This is a genomic window from Microvirga zambiensis WSM3693 (assembly GCF_016735695.1).
Classification (GTDB): domain Bacteria; phylum Pseudomonadota; class Alphaproteobacteria; order Rhizobiales; family Beijerinckiaceae; genus Microvirga; species Microvirga zambiensis.
The window spans coordinates 41958-56143 of sequence record NZ_JAERQD010000042.1 but is presented as its reverse complement, the minus strand read 5'-3'; the positions used below and the strand labels follow the sequence as shown (position 1 = coordinate 56143).

The 14186-nt window shown below is 62.7% G+C and carries 16 protein-coding genes; 9 read left to right on the top strand and 7 right to left on the bottom strand.

The features are described 5' to 3' along the window. The 3 genes from JKL46_RS24910 to JKL46_RS24900 all read left to right on the top strand — a co-directional run. Nucleotides 1-1265, top strand: a 1265-nt coding sequence (locus JKL46_RS24910; RefSeq protein WP_246529505.1) for a sensor histidine kinase, incomplete at its 5' end; no start/stop codon positions are given. A 78-nt stretch (nt 1266-1343) separates the two neighbouring features. After that, on the top strand, nt 1344-2573 hold the full coding sequence (locus JKL46_RS24905; RefSeq protein WP_201838430.1) for a sensor histidine kinase: 1230 nt from the start codon (nt 1344-1346) through the stop codon (nt 2571-2573). Between the two features lie 503 nt (nt 2574-3076). Continuing rightward, on the top strand, nt 3077-3490 hold the full coding sequence (locus JKL46_RS24900) for a response regulator (protein ID WP_246529504.1): 414 nt from the start codon (nt 3077-3079) through the stop codon (nt 3488-3490). A gap of 7 nt (nt 3491-3497) precedes the next feature. Here the strand turns inward: JKL46_RS24900 and JKL46_RS24895 are convergent, their stop codons facing one another. From JKL46_RS24895 to JKL46_RS35715, 3 genes are all read right to left on the bottom strand, one after another. Further along, on the bottom strand, nt 3498-3713 hold the full coding sequence (locus JKL46_RS24895) for a hypothetical protein (RefSeq protein ID WP_201838429.1): 216 nt from the start codon (nt 3711-3713) through the stop codon (nt 3498-3500). Nucleotides 3714-3877: 164 nt separating this feature from the next. After that, nucleotides 3878-4597, bottom strand: a complete 720-nt coding sequence (locus JKL46_RS24890) for a helix-turn-helix domain-containing protein (protein ID WP_201838428.1) — start codon at nt 4595-4597, stop codon at nt 3878-3880. Between the two features lie 119 nt (nt 4598-4716). After that, nucleotides 4717-5193, bottom strand: a complete 477-nt coding sequence (locus JKL46_RS35715; RefSeq protein ID WP_246529503.1) for a DUF6894 family protein — start codon at nt 5191-5193, stop codon at nt 4717-4719. Nucleotides 5194-5471: 278 nt separating this feature from the next. Between JKL46_RS35715 and JKL46_RS24880 the strand changes: the two genes are divergently transcribed. Further along, nucleotides 5472-6581, top strand: coding sequence for an IS110 family RNA-guided transposase (locus JKL46_RS24880; protein ID WP_201838426.1), 1110 nt, complete (start codon nt 5472-5474; stop codon nt 6579-6581). An 802-nt stretch (nt 6582-7383) separates the two neighbouring features. Here the strand turns inward: JKL46_RS24880 and JKL46_RS24875 are convergent. Then, the gene (locus tag JKL46_RS24875) at nt 7384-7797 is read right to left on the bottom strand and encodes a hypothetical protein (protein WP_201838424.1); all 414 of its coding nucleotides are present in this window, start codon (nt 7795-7797) and stop codon (nt 7384-7386) included. 106 nt (nt 7798-7903) lie between these two features. On the opposite strand from JKL46_RS24875, the gene JKL46_RS24870 reads away from it, so the two are divergent. Next, a complete protein-coding gene (locus JKL46_RS24870; RefSeq protein WP_246529502.1) occupies nt 7904-8347 on the top strand; it encodes a response regulator in 444 nt (147 codons plus the stop codon). 374 nt (nt 8348-8721) lie between these two features. Here the strand turns inward: JKL46_RS24870 and JKL46_RS24865 are convergent, their stop codons facing one another. Then, nucleotides 8722-8913: a hypothetical protein gene (locus JKL46_RS24865; RefSeq protein ID WP_201838423.1), complete on the bottom strand. Its 192-nt coding sequence runs from the start codon at nt 8911-8913 to the stop codon at nt 8722-8724. Nucleotides 8914-9053: 140 nt separating this feature from the next. Here JKL46_RS24865 and JKL46_RS24860 point away from each other — a divergent pair, with 140 nt between their 5' ends. Both JKL46_RS24860 and JKL46_RS24855 read left to right on the top strand, forming a co-directional pair. Then, nucleotides 9054-9254, top strand: coding sequence for a hypothetical protein (locus JKL46_RS24860; RefSeq protein ID WP_201838422.1), 201 nt, complete (start codon nt 9054-9056; stop codon nt 9252-9254). Nucleotides 9255-9472: 218 nt separating this feature from the next. Next, nucleotides 9473-9814: a helix-turn-helix transcriptional regulator gene (locus tag JKL46_RS24855; RefSeq protein WP_201838421.1), complete on the top strand. Its 342-nt coding sequence runs from the start codon at nt 9473-9475 to the stop codon at nt 9812-9814. Between the two features lie 222 nt (nt 9815-10036). Here the strand turns inward: JKL46_RS24855 and JKL46_RS24850 are convergent, their stop codons facing one another. After that, entirely contained in the window at nt 10037-11077 is a 1041-nt protein-coding gene (locus JKL46_RS24850; protein ID WP_246529501.1) for an AraC family transcriptional regulator, read from the bottom strand. 608 nt (nt 11078-11685) lie between these two features. Between JKL46_RS24850 and JKL46_RS24845 the strand changes: the two genes are divergently transcribed. Then, nucleotides 11686-12975, top strand: a complete 1290-nt coding sequence (locus JKL46_RS24845; RefSeq protein WP_201838420.1) for an epoxide hydrolase family protein — start codon at nt 11686-11688, stop codon at nt 12973-12975. Between the two features lie 131 nt (nt 12976-13106). On the opposite strand, the gene JKL46_RS24840 is transcribed toward JKL46_RS24845, so the two are convergent. Continuing rightward, a complete protein-coding gene (locus JKL46_RS24840) occupies nt 13107-13628 on the bottom strand; it encodes a MarR family winged helix-turn-helix transcriptional regulator (protein WP_201838419.1) in 522 nt (173 codons plus the stop codon). A 146-nt stretch (nt 13629-13774) separates the two neighbouring features. Here JKL46_RS24840 and JKL46_RS24835 point away from each other — a divergent pair, with 146 nt between their 5' ends. After that, complete coding sequence (locus JKL46_RS24835) at nt 13775-14170, top strand: Ohr family peroxiredoxin (RefSeq protein WP_201838418.1); 396 nt, start codon at nt 13775-13777, stop codon at nt 14168-14170. Nucleotides 14171-14186 lie beyond the last annotated feature (16 nt).

The following is a 14186-nucleotide window of genomic DNA, read 5'->3' as shown; positions in this document are numbered from 1 at the left end:
TCGGCCACACGGACCTGGAGACGGCGGGGGCGTGGTGGAAGGGCCACATCCATCCCGACGACCGCGAGCGCACGGTGAAGGACATTCACGCGGTGATCGCGGGCGACCGGGAGCACTGGAGCGCGGAGTACCGCTTCCTGCGGGCGGACGGATCCGAGGCCTACGTCTTCGACCGCGGCTTCGTGATCCGGGACGGAAGCGGGAAGGCCGTGCGCATGATCGGCGCCATGCTGGACCTGACCGAGCGCAAGCGGGCGGAAGCGGCGCTGCGCGAGAGCGAGGAGTTCACGCGCCGCATCCTCGAGAGCTCGACCGACTGCATCAAGGTGCTCGATGCGGACGCCCGCCTGCGGTTCATGAGCCCGGGCGGCATGGAGGTCATGGAGGTGGACGACTTCGGCGCCATCGAGGGCTGCGACTGGCGCGGCTTCTGGTCAGGGCCTGACCACGACGAAGCCCATGAGGCGGTGCGGACGGCCCTTGCCGGCGGCAACGCCCGCTTCCAGGGCCATGCGCCCACGATGAAGGGGCACCCCCGCTGGTGGGACGTGGCCGTCACCCCGATCCCCGGCCATGACGGCTCGATCGACAAGCTCCTGTCGGTGTCGCGCGACATCACCGAGACCAAGCAGTTGGAGGAGCACCAGCGGTTGCTCATCAACGAGCTGAACCACCGGGTGAAGAACACGCTCGCCACCGTGCAGTCGATCGCGAGCCAGACCCTGCGTAACGCGGCGACGCTGGTCGAGGCACAGGCCGCGTTCGAGGCCCGGCTGTTTGCCCTCTCGCGCGCCCACGACGTGCTCACCCGCGAGAACTGGGAGGGGGCTAGCCTGCGCGAGATCGTGGCTGAGGCGGTCGCGCCCTACAGCAATGCCCGCGAGGATCGCCTTCACCTCAGGGGGCCTGACGTGCGGTTGTCACCCCGGATGGCGCTGGCGCTCGCGATGGCCCTCCAGGAACTGTCCACCAACGCGGTGAAGTACGGAGCGCTCTCGAACGAGACCGGGGAGATCCGGATCTCTTGGGGGCTCGATGCCACCCAGGTCCCGCCGCACCTGCACTTGCGCTGGGAGGAGAGCGACGGTCCTCCGGTGCAGGCACCGAAGCGGCAGGGCTTCGGGACACGGCTGATCGAGCGAAGCCTGGCGATGGACCTGAACGGCGACGTCGAGATCCGGTTTGCCCCCGGCGGGGTTGTCTGCACCGTCGATGCGCCGCTCGAACCCGTCGCCTCGCCATCGCCAGGGCACGCGGGAGGGTAAGGGCTTCCCCGGACTGGATTTCCGCCACCCAAGCTGCTCTAAGTCTTTCAACACAGACAAGAAAGCGGACGCGGGGCCATGAACTCGAACCTGGATGGAGCGCAGCCGATCGCACCCGAGCAGGGCGGCGATGCCGCCGACGAGCTCGCGTATCGTCTGCGCCAGCAGCAGCTCACGGCACGGTTCGGCCTGTTCGCCCTCAAGACGCACGACATCGACGCTCTTCTTCGGGAGGCAGCCCGCACCTGTGCCGAAGGCCTGCGCAGCGAGTTCTGCAAGGTCATGGAGTTCCTGCCCGCCGAGAACGAGTTCGTGGTCCGGGCCGGCGTAGGCTGGAAGCCGGGCGTCGTCGGCGTCGCCCGCACCGGTGCTGACCTGGACAGTCCCGCTGGCTTCGCCCTCAGGACGGGGCAGCCCGTGATCTCTAACCACTTGGCCGAGGAGACCCGCTTCCGCACCCCGAAGCTCCTCGCCGACCATGGCGTTAAGCGGGCGATCAACGTCATCGTCCAGGGAGATGGCGGTGGTCCCTTCGGCGTCCTCGAGGTGGACAGTCCGACCGAGGGTCGGTTCACCGAGCACGACCTCGCCTTCATGCAGGGGTTCGCCAATATGCTGGGTGTCGCCATCGAGCGGCAGCAGGCGGAGGAGGAACTGCGGGCCAACAAGGCTCTTCTCCAGCGGGCGCTGGAGGACCAGGACGTGCTGAACCGGGAGATCAGCCACCGGGTCAAGAACAGCCTCCAACTCGTGGCCGGCCTGCTGAACATGCAGGGGCGGGCATCCGGGAACGACGACCTGCGCCGGGCGCTGGCCGATGCAGAAGCGCGCGTGCACACCATCGCGCAGGTCCACGACCGCCTGTGGCGGCACAACGAGATGCGCTCCGTCAACCTGGCGGAATTCCTGGGCGAGCTGTGCGTGAAGCTGCGGGGATCGGCACCCCACTTCACGGTGGGATGCCACATCGATCCGGTCGTCGTCCCGACCGATCTCGCCGTCCCCTTGGGTCTGCTCGTCAACGAGCTCGTGACCAATGCCTTCAAGTACGCCTACCCCGGAGGCTCCGGGGAGGTCCGGATCGAACTGACGTCGGACAGCCCGGAGCGGCTCCGGCTGGAGGTGTCAGACGCGGGTGTCGGGCTGCCGGCCGACTTCAACCCTTCGCAGTCCAGGAGCCTCGGGATGCGGCTGGTCGCCAGCCTAACCCGGCAACTCGGCGGGCAACTGGAATGGCAGGATGCCCGGCCTGGGACGAGGTTCGTGCTCGAGCTGTCGGCCCAGGACAACGGCCGGACCGTGACATAGAGGGGCTGGATCCTGCTTGATGACCCTGGCTCGTGATCGGCATGGATCCTGCACGCTGGACCTCAAGGCCCGTCCTTCAATCCTGATCATCCTGTTTTGCCGTTGCGCCGACGGACACGTTGGCGCTCGACACGGGCTAAGGCGGCAGCGCCACTTCACCCGACATCGGTCCCGAAGCGGATAGTCGCAGCCTGTAGCGCAGGAGCCTCTCACGCGGCAGTACCACGGACGCCACTCGGCCGAAGGCGGCGAGCGCCCGCTGGTACTTGTGCAGGCGTTTTCGTTCGGGGCGTCGAGTGCCGTTCCTCTCGGGCATCATGTCCCCTGCTCGGATGCCCGTCGGGGCTGTCTTGCTGCAAGGCCGGAAAAGCATGCCGGCTGAGTCTCTCCGGAAGGAAGCATCGGCCAAGTTGTCTCAGCCGATCCCTCCGGGGTCGACCTCGGTCGATCTTTGCCTACTTAGGAGGCATTGTTTGAGATCTTGGCATTAGGAACAAAGACCGTTGCTTCCGCTTTCGTCGGGCATGCCTGGCCCGAACCTCCATACCCGTGCTCTCATTCTGGTCGTCGAGGACGAGGCACTCGTCCGCATGACTCTCGTGGATGTGCTGGAGGATGCGGGGTTCAAGGTGATCGAAGCCGCGCATGCGGACGAGGCGCTGCGGGTTCTCTGTGCCGTCTCGGGCATTCACGCGGTTGTCACTGACGTGGAGATGCCACGGGGCAGCATCAACGGCTTCGAACTGGCCCAGAGGGTCCGTTCGGATCGGCAGGACATCGGGATCCTGATCGCATCGGGACGGGCCGCTCCCAAGGCAGGTGACCTGCCGGAGGGAGCCCTGTTCCTCAGCAAGCCGGTTCATCCCGAGACGCTCGTGCGGCTGCTCACGAGGCTCCTGACCTCCGATCAGATGTGACGGGGGATTACGGCCTGTCCTTTTGGCCACGGGCAAAGCGCTCATGCTCGCTGCTCAGCCTGTCGATTTCCTGCGCTTGGGCATCCTCGGACTGGACCAGGGTCGGCGGGTGCGGCAGGAGCGGGTCCAGTTCAGCCTCGATCCGGGCCATTTCCTGAACCTGGTGTTGGACCTGCTCTTGCGCCTCAAGCAGGCGCTGATGGAGCTGCGCCGCCTCAGTCATAGCTTTCTCGGCACGTTGGATCAGAGGTCGTCTTTGATGCCCATGACAGAGCCTGCGCGCACGATTGACGGGGGCTCAACATCGGACCGCCGCCCGTGTTCCAGGGATGACCCTGTGCGATGGATGGGGACCACGCTGATGAACCGGGGAACGACCTGCCCCTGTCAGCGTGGTTCGCGTTCCAGGTTCAGGAACGTCGGATCGAACTCGGCGACCTCTTGCAGCCGGGGCCAATCCTCGATGGTCACCGTCGCCCCGCGCCAGGCGACCAGTTCCTCGGCCCGAAGCTGCTGGATGATCCGGTTGACGTGAACGGTCGAGAGCCCCAGCACATCCCCAAGCTCCGCCTGGGTCAGAGGCAGCTCGAAGCTCATCTCCTGGGTCAGCCCCACCGTTTGCAGGCGCAGGAACAGCTCACAGAGCAGATGGGCGATCTGGTTGAACGCCGGACGTCGGCCCATCGCCACCAGCCACTCCCGATGGGTCGCGGCATCGATCAGAGTGTGCAGCCACAGCAGCCGACCCAGGTGGAGGTGCTGGTCGGTGATCTTGCGCAGGGTGGCATGGGGAACCAGGCCAATCCGGCAGGGCGTGATGGCCATGACCCCATGATCCATCTTCTTCTGGATATAGCTGTGCAGGTCGACGAAATCGCCCGACATGTGCAGGGGCGTGATCTGGCGCTTGCCGTTCCGCAGCAACTTGTAGCGGGCGGCGAAACCGTCCAGGAGGACGATGCTCTCGGTGGGACGATCGCCCTCCCGCACCATATCCTCGTCTGCAGCAACCTCTTTGACGCGGGCGACGGCACCCGTGAGGACCTGCTTCTCCTCGTCCGAGAGGACATCGTACCGTTCCAGCCTGCGGATCAGACGGGAGATCACGGGACGCTCCTTCCACACTCCTCATCGTCCTCTGTGTAGCAGAGGTGCGGCCAAGGTCACAATCTTGGCGGTAACCCACACAGGTCGTCGGGATCGCGGTTTTCGGAGGGTGCGTGGCCTTACTCTTCGGGATCTGAAGGGTGCTCTGTGGTGAGCGCGAGGGTAACCCGCAGAACCGTTCGTCCTGCCTCATCCCGGACGCTGACCACGAAATCGCGCGGATCGCCATCAGCAAGCCCATCCTTGGCCATGTCGGCCAAAGCGGCTCGAGCCTCGGCTTTGGCCGCTGCGATGTCCGACAACTCCATTCCCACTTCGTCGACGGTCCGGAAATCGCCATCATCGGTGTCGAAGAAGAAGCAGCGCCTCAGCCCCATTGCCCCTGGGTGCAGGGGCCGAGCATCCGACTCGGTGCTCGAACGAGCGCCGGTTCCCTGAGATCGACGCTCTGCTTCCTCTGCCAGTAGCTCCCACTGCTTGGCGGTCTCAAACAGATGCTGGCGGGCGTCGCTGATCGAGATCTGCCGGGCGAGGGTTCGCGCTTCCTCAGCCAGCCGGCGGTACTCGGCTGCCTTGTCATGAGAAGGGATGTACACGGCCTGGACCCCTTGTGTGGAGCATCACTCGGTATCAACCGCCATAAGGTGATGTCGTTCACCGTTCTACAGGGTTTCTCGCACATCGGCCACGCATCGGCAGGACAGGCTGCACTTGTGCGGGCATATCGGGCGACCAAGGACGAAGGTCGGGAGTTGGCACTCCTGAGACGTAAGACCGTATGTCCGCCTGTGTTGAGTGTGTGGCTCGCCCTACTCTGCGCCTCCGAGGGTTGCTCGGGTGGGCTGAGCCGATCCTCACCGCAGGAGGACGAGCCATGGGACAGTCTACGGAGGTTTTTGTCGGAATTGATGTCGCCAAAGCGCGCAATGCTGTTGCAGTTGCTGATGGCGAGCGCGGCGGCGAGGTTCGCTACCTGGGAGAGATCGATGCTTCCGCGGAGAGCATGCGGCGCTTCGTGAAGCGCTTGGCGTCCAAGTATGACTACGTCCACTTCTGCTACGAGGCTGGCCCGACCGGCTATGGCCTGCACCGGCTCATCACCAGTCTCGGCCATCCCTGCGCAGTTGTTGCCCCCTCACTCATTCCGCGCAAGCCCGGCGATCGGGTCAAGACCAATCGGCGCGATGCAATCGCCTTGGCCAAACTTCTGCGAGCGGGCGAGCTCACGGCGGTGTGGGTCCCCGATGAAGGTCACGAAGCCATGCGCGACTTGGTTCGCGCCCGCGCTGCGGCGGTCGAGAGCTTGCGGGTGCATCGCCAGCAGGTCAGTGCCTTCATGCTCAAGCATGGGCGCGTCTACCCACGCAAGAAGGGCTGGACCATGCGCTACCTGCGCTGGCTGCAGGAGCAGACATTCGATTATCCCGCTCATCAGATCGTCCTGCAGGAGATGGTCGAAGCCGTGCGGCTTGCGAAGGAACGGGTGGAGCGGCTCGAGCAGACGATTGCAGAATTCCTGCCTCATTGGTCCCTGGCCCCGCTCGTGCGGGCCCTGCAGGCGCTGCGCGGCATCGATCTGGTTGTCGCCGTGACCTTCGTCACCGAGGTTGGGGATGTCAGCCGCTTCGAGAACCCTCGTCAGCTCATGGCCTATCTGGGCCTCGTCCCCGGCGAGCGTTCGACCGGCGAAACGGTGCGGCGCGGCGGCATCACCAAGGCCGGGAACGGTCGGGTTCGGCACATGCTGGTGGAAAGCGCCTGGACCTATCGGCACCCGCCGCGCATCGGCAAATTCAAACTCTACCGGCTGGAAGCGACGACACCGAAGGTGCGCGAGATCGCCTGGAAGGCTCAGACGCGTTTGAGCGCCCGTTATCGAGCCCTCAGTCGACGGGGCAAGAAGTCAACGGTGGTGTGCACGGCCGTCGCTCGCGAGCTCGCCGGCTTCATGTGGGCGGTCGCCCGGGAGGTTCAACCCGCCTGATCTGCCCCAGAGGCAATAGCTCCTTCTCATGCAGAGGCGGGGGCGGGATCACGGCAGGGGAAAAGCCCGTCAAACGCTTTGTGGCCGACCATCGGTCGACGCCCGCCGTAAGATAGGGCCAGCCCCGGACGCACACTCGGGAATGCAGTAGCCAATCCGCGCATCAGAGCTTGATCACCGACGTCCTTCAGGTCTCGTCCCCACCTCTGCGTGTTCATCGATACAAGCCCGCTCTCCGCAGCGGCGGGACCGTTGCGTCAAAATCGTTGACAGCGAACATCAGAGCGTCTGGTCCGCTTCGCCACTCAAGCGCGGACGTTCGTGAAGCGGCTGGAACGTGAAATTCTGACCGAGGCTGTGTGAAAACGCTGATGAGCCACTCCATGAAGAAACTTTATGTCTCGTAAGGTTTGCTAGGCCGGGGAATCCTCGGTGCAGACGCCAGAACTTGTACAAATATTTTGCCCTGATCGGTCTGGTCCGCGTTTTCACACAGGCTGGACCCAGTGCGGACCATCCGGTGGTTGGGACACATGCCAAACGGAGCGCTTAATCCCATTGACACGAAGAATAGGGCGCATTCTGCGACACCGCTCCCTTCGCCGGGTGGTGGAAGGATTTGCATTCCTTTACGGAGCCGCTTCTGGAGGAGGTGGAATGCTCCGCTCGCATCGGGCGAGGTTCCTGCGGTAGGACGTTTGGAGGCAGGGATGTTCTCTTGGTTTGGGTCTGGAGCATCGCCCCTGACTGCTGCTTGTCGAGGCGGGGAGAGGCTGGAGGAACGTGCTCATCTCAGCCTCTCTCACGCCAAGCAATTGCGGGTATTCGGGCGCCGGATGGGCACTGCTGTGGAGCCGGTTGTATTGGATGGGGCCGGCCGTTCCATGAGTCCGGGCGAAGACTTTCTGAACACCTCGAAACGCATTCCATTCTGGGCGTTATGTGAAATTTGTGGTGCTTTCGCGCGCGAGCGCGCATGCTCCTTCATGCCCAACCCGCAGTTCGAACGCGAACAGCTCGCCTTGGCCGACCGCACATCGCCGAGGGTGAGGCGCGCTTGGCCCATCAGCGTCGTCTTGTCGAGCAGATGATCCAGAGAGGGCAGGACACGGCGGAAGCCAAGAGGATTGTTCGGGGCTTCGAGGCGGTCCTGGAACAGTTTTACCTCCATCGACAGTTGATCCTGGATGCCCTCGCCCGAGGTTGAACCGCTCACCGACGTGCACGTCATGCGAAGTCCGCTGCCGCCTCGTGTCACGCGTGCGTGCAAGGTTGCTGCTGATTGGTAAACCGGGCAGTCTGGATGGAGCGGAGCAGAGCCGATGGAAACACCATTGCAGGTCTTGGCAGGCTGCTGGATTCTCATCGTCGAGGATGAATATTTCCTCGCCGACGAACTCGGGCAGCGCTTGAGTGCCCATGGCGCCACCCTGCTCGGACCCGTGGCGACCCTCGAAAAGGCACTCGCACTGGTGGAGGCTTCAGAGCGGATCGACTGCGCCGTGATCGACCTCAACCTGCGGGGCCAGTCGGCTTCCCCCGTGGCCGACGCCCTCGAGGCCCGCAACGTGCCGTTCGTTTTCGCGACAGGCTACACTGCCTCCATGATGCCAGACCGCTATCGGCACGTGCTGCGGTGGGAAAAGCCCTATCCCTTTGAGGCGCTCGTGCAGTCTCTCCCGGCTCTTATCCAGCAATCCCGAGTTGCTTGCCGAAGTGCGCCTTATGCAAAGTTCGCGGTGCCGCTTGAACAGATCCCGACCTGATCCGTTGCCCCTTATCACCAACCGACTCGAACCCGTGGGCGCTGGTGGCTGAGAGAGACGTGCGCTCCCGCCTGCAAAACTAGGAGCACCTGTCATGACCCAGAAGCCCCCAAATCCCAAGTCTGTCCCATACGATGACCCCCAGGACGTATTCCTCGTCCGCACCGCCAAGGAGGCGATCATGCGGTCGTGCGAGTTGCTGGACGAAACCAAGGCTCTCGTCGAACCCCAGCCGCATTGGCCTATGCCTCACGACAAAGGCAGACAGCCCTCTTAAGTTGGTTAGAGAGTTCCGGACTGACGATTATGCGGCATTGGGCGGCGCAATGAGCCTCAGAACGTGTATCCCACGCCCAGGGAGAGCGTGGCTCGGATCACGCCTTGTCCTGTCTCGTCGCTGATGCCCGAGCCTTGCGCTCTTCTTCCTCGGCTAAGGTCTCGAGATGCTGAGCTGTCGCAAGGAGTTGTCGTTTGGCGTCCAGCAGCGTGATCTGCTTGGCAACGTCTCGAACCTCCTGAGCCTGTCGCCGGTAGCCCTCGGCCTTGTCGAGCTTATGGAAGAACATGGCGCGTCCCGCGGCTGGACCCTCAGCAGGCTTCTTATAGCTAAAAGGAGAAGCGCGCCTTAACGGAGCAAAACGCCATTCTGTCCTGAGCGTTCCGTACTGGGTGTAATGTGAGCGGTTTCCTCGCGTACACGAGGCCGATGGAACTTTATCCAGCGCTCAAGCGTCACAGCGACATGTCGCGTCCCTCCGAACGAGATCAGCAACGCCTCAAGGTCGAAGCAGCCAACGCTCGGCTCACTCGCCATGAGCGGATGAGCCACTTCGCCCTGCTCCTGGTCCTGCTCCTGTGCGGCGGTCTGATGGGTCTGGTGATGATGCAGATTTGGGATCTCCCATAGGCAGCGTCGCACGCGCTTCCAGCCCGACCATACTGCGTGGTGTACGAAATTCGCGGCGGGAACAGCGACGTCCCGAACCGTCAATGGACTGTCCCAATCGATCAAGCACGGCACTCCGGCCGCACTAGGCTAATGCGATGGATACGCCGTTCCCTCGCGGGGTTGACCTGTCCCGACCGCGCCATGGCCGACAATCCCTCACCGAGGAGGTGCGGCGCATGCTCCGGGTCGAGCTTAACAAGGACACCTGTAAGGCTGCCATGATCGCCAGCCTCTTCGCGGTGTCCCGCCGGACCCTCTCGCGGCACCTGAAAGCCGAAGGCCGCACGTTCCGACAGGTGATCAACGAGGTCCGTTGCGAGATTGCCTGCATGCTGATCGCCAAGACGGATTTGCCGTTCAGCCAGATCGCCGAGGCTTTGCATTACACCGCACCAAGTGCCTTCACCCGTGCCTTCCGGCGCTGGACAGGCCAGTCCCCGACGGCCTGGCGCAGCAGGCCTCTCGGGCTGACAGGAGGGTCAGGACGTCGGCCACATGCACGGCTTCGCCGACCCTGATTCTGGCATCGTCGAAAAGTCGGCCATTCCAAAGTGGCCTTCTACGAAATTTCAGCCATGACCCCGGAACGTTTCAAAATACCACCTCTCGGAAGAAGCACGTTGGTCATTGGTGTGGCGGGAAGCAGACCTTCAATTCATCGGCTGTTGGTTGCTCTTTGACCCGGTGCTGACATTCTAACCGGCTTGCACAGCCTCCAGCCTCTTCTGAGAAAACGGATTTCAGCACGAGCGGGCTTCGTCGCGCATCTGGGTCGGTGTCATCCCCGTCCAGCGCCGGAAGGCATGGGTGAAGGCGCTGACCTCCTGAAAGCCGAGCATCCAGGCAATGCGCGAAATTGAAATGCTTGTATCCTTAAGATAGCAAAGGGCCAGATCCTTGCGCATCTCCTCGCGGATTCCGAGGAAGGTCAGGTTCTCTGCCGCCAGCCGGCGCGCCAGGGTCCGTTCGCTCATGCCCAGCGCTCGCGCCACTCCGCCTACCCGGCCCTCGCCATGGGGCAGGAGCGGGGCGAGGGCGTTCTCCACGCTCGCGCGGATCGGGCTGGCTATATTGGCCCGCTGGGCCAGGGCCTCCTCGCCGTAGCGGACAAGGAGCTCGTTCAGGTAAGGATCCGCCTTGACCAGCCGAAGCTGCGAAGCCCCGCGGGCGAAGGTGACGTCGTCAGCGTCCGACGCAAAGGCCACCTCACACCCGAAAAATGCATCGAGCTGACCCGAAGCGCTCCAGCGCGGATGAGCGAAGCTTATCCGGATGGGCCTGAGTTCGGTGCCGGTCAGGGTTTGACAGATCCGGACGAGCGTCCGGGTCCAGAACTCGACCTGATGGCGATCCGTGTGCCGCGGCACCCCGACATAGCTGTAGCGGAGGCTCAGGTTGCTTCCTTCCTGACATCGCAGCCGGACGCCCTCATTGGTGATGGTGCTGAACCGCTCGGCACGGGCCAACGCCTCGCCTAGTGTAGCCGAGGAGGCCAGCACGAAGTAGAGCAGGCCGGTCTCCCGCAGCTCGAAGGCCTCAGCGAGATGAAATCCCAGCAACTCATCGGAAAGGGTGCTCGCCACAAGATTCAGAAAGGTAATCTCGCTCGTCGCATTCACGCGTGCCTGCCGATCCTGGATCTGGGACGCAGTCAGACCGGCCTTGCGCAGAATCGGTCGGGGATCGAGGCCTGCCGCAGTGGCTCTCGCAAGAGCCAGGCGGGCGACAATGCCGATTGAGGTGGGATGCATCAGTAGAGGTGTTGAGGAAAGGTTTCGCATCGGGCACGCTCCTCGCTGCGACGGGTCCCACATTCCAGGCTGGAGGCTGGAGTGGGCAAGCCTCTGGCGGAAGATAGCAAGATCGGTGTGGACCGTCTCCGGTATGAGCAGCCCCTCCCAGCATGACGTATTGGCAGGCGGCAGGAGCCTCTTTCCTCCCGCAAGAAGCCAAGGTTGCGTGCGCCACTGGAGGTTCTCGTGCTAATGGAGAATGGAATGCTGCAATCGATTGACGACCATGGTGCTAGGTCCCAACTGGCGCCGCTTGCTGGGCCAGCCACCGAGGCCTATAATCTGCGTTTAATTAAAGTCCTGCGTTGGACTTGGGCTCCCCCGACGAGCCACTTTTTATCGACAGCTTTGCCGACGTCGCTCCTGAACCGAGTGGTTGCGTGAATCCGAAGGACGAGCAGCTGCTCGCAAGAGCCGCAGCTTCCATTAGTGCGCGGACCTGATCCCAAAACTGAGGCCTTCCTGGAAGTATGCAGGAGATCTAGGGCAATTGCGTTGCCGTGGCTTGTGCACACAAGGTCAGACGTTTTGCGGCCGTCCACTCGCCAACCTCGATAATCGCCACCTGTGACGATCCGAATGAATGGAGAATATCAATGTCGCAACAAACATCACTCCCGAACCAGCCTAGCCCCGCGGCAGCCTCAGCGGCTGCAACCGCGTTGAATGTGCCTCCTGCGGACCTGGCTCAAGCCGCCGGACACGATGCGATCCGCCCCTTCCGCATCAATATTCCGGAAACTGAGGTTACCGAGCTGAAGCGTCGCATCAAGGCAACCAGATGGCCGGAACAAGAAACGGTCGCGGATGAATCGCAAGGTGTCCGACTGAAAACCATTCAAGAACTGGCCCGTTACTGGGCAGACGAGTACGACTGGCGCAAGATCGAATCCAGGTTGAACTCGTATCCCAATTTCATCACCGAGATCGATGGTCTAGATTTCCACTTCATTCACGTCCGCTCCAAGCATGACAGTGCGATGCCGCTGCTTATCGCACACGGCTGGCCGGGCTCGATCGTTGAGCAAGTGAAGCTGATCGAGCCTTTAACTGACCCGACCGCGCACGGCGGTAGTGAAGCGGATGCGTTCCACGTCGTCATTCCGTCGATGCCGGGCTACGGCTTCTCGGGCAAGCCAAGCACGACCGGCTGGAACCCCCAGCGCATTGCGCGCGCCTATGCTGAGCTGATGTCCCGCCTTGGTTATAAAAAATATGTGGCGCAGGGCGGCGACTGGGGTTCGATCGTCGTCAACTACATGGGAACTCAGGAACCCAAAGGACTGCTCGGGATCCACACCAACATGCCTGAGGTGATACCGCCCGACATCGATGCGCTCATCTGGTCCGGTGCCCCTCTGCCCGATAGTCTGTCGGCCGAGGAGAGGAAGGCGTGCGAGCAGGTTCGTGAGAACAAGTTTGGCTACGCAATCGTCATGGGTACGCGACCGCAAACGCTGACTGGTCTGGTGGATTCACCTGTCGGCTTGGCAGCCTTCATGATCGACCACGACTGGAAGAGCCATGCTATGATCGCGAGGTCGTTTGCTGGGGTCAAAGAAGGCCTCTCGCCCGACGACGTCCTCGATAACATTACGCTCTTCTGGTTCACGCGCACCGCGATCTCGGCAGCCCGGCTTTACTGGGAGCAAACGGTCGCTGGAAATTCCTTCTTCGCGACCAAAGGGGTCAAGCTTCCCGTCGCCTGCAGTGTGTTCCCTGACGAAATGTATGTAGCGCCGAGAAGCTGGACAGAGAAGGCGTATCCCAATCTCATCCACTTCAACAAGCTTCCAAAAGGCGGACACTTCGCAGCCTGGGAGCAGCCGGAATCTATGATCTCCGAGATCCGCACGGGGCTCAGGCCACTCCGCAAATCGCCCTGAAGGCCTCGGCGCGCACAACGTGTGCGCCGGTTCCCCTGCGAGCGCAGCGGCTATGGGAGCGTTAGACGCCCTCATGGTCGCGGCTCCGGTATGGAGACTGCGATATCCGTCTGAAGCAGCGCAGAGCGAGACTAGCTGATTGCTTGTTCGCCTGCACCCGGTTCAACTTGCGTGGCACGCAAGAGGTTGTCGCGTATCCTCGCTACGGTCTTTTGCGCCGCGGGAAAGTTCTCTCCCAGGCCGGTAGCTTCAACCAGCATCGCTCCGGGATCCGTCTCAACCAGCTGGCGTCCGGCAGGCGTCAGGCTCACCCGCACCTGCCGTTCGTCGGCGGAGTCGCGTTGCCGATTAAGGTAGCCGATCGACTCGAGCTTCTTAAGCATCGGGGTCAGGGTGTTGGATTCCAGGAACAGCCTTTCGCCGAGTGCCCGGACGGTCTGGTCATCTTCCTCGGACAACGCCACCAGGGCGATGTACTGGGTGTACGTCAGGCCAAGCTTATCCAGGAGCGGCTTGTAGGCACGACCGAAGGCGAGGTTGGCTGAGTAGATTGCGAAGCAGAGATAGTTCGCAAGCTTTTTGCCTTCGCCAGCGGAACGCGGGGAAGCGGACCCGGTCAGGTCTGGAGTCTTGGCTGTTGGTGTCTTGGGCATGGGCTGATCCTGTGTGCTGCGGCTCGGCTTAATATAAATCGCGTCCGATTAAATCGTAAGTGCTTGACACAGCTCGTTCCTGAGCGTATTTGCATCGCATCCGAATTAATCGGATACGATTTAATTAGCCTAGAAAGGATAGTGCCATGCCTGCCAAGGTCCTCTTCACCGGAAAGACCCACAACACCGGCGGCCGCGACGGCGGCACCCACAGCAGCGACGGTCTTCTGGATCTCAAGCTATCCCAGCCGCACCCAGCCGCCGAAAACCTGTTCGGCGCCGCCTGGTCGGCCTGCTACATCGGTGCACTTGAGCTCGCCGCTGCCCAGAGGAAGGTCACCCTTCCGACATTGCCCACGGTCGATGCCGAGATCGATCTGGCCCTGGACAGCGGCTCCTATTTCCTGCAGGCGCGCCTCAACGTCACCCTGCCGGGGATCGACCGCGAGGTCGCGCAGACGCTGGTCGATGCGGCGCACGGGATCTGCCCGTACTCCAAGGCGACGCACGGCAATATCAAAGTCGAGACCAATCTGCTCTGAACTGGAGCGGCCGGGC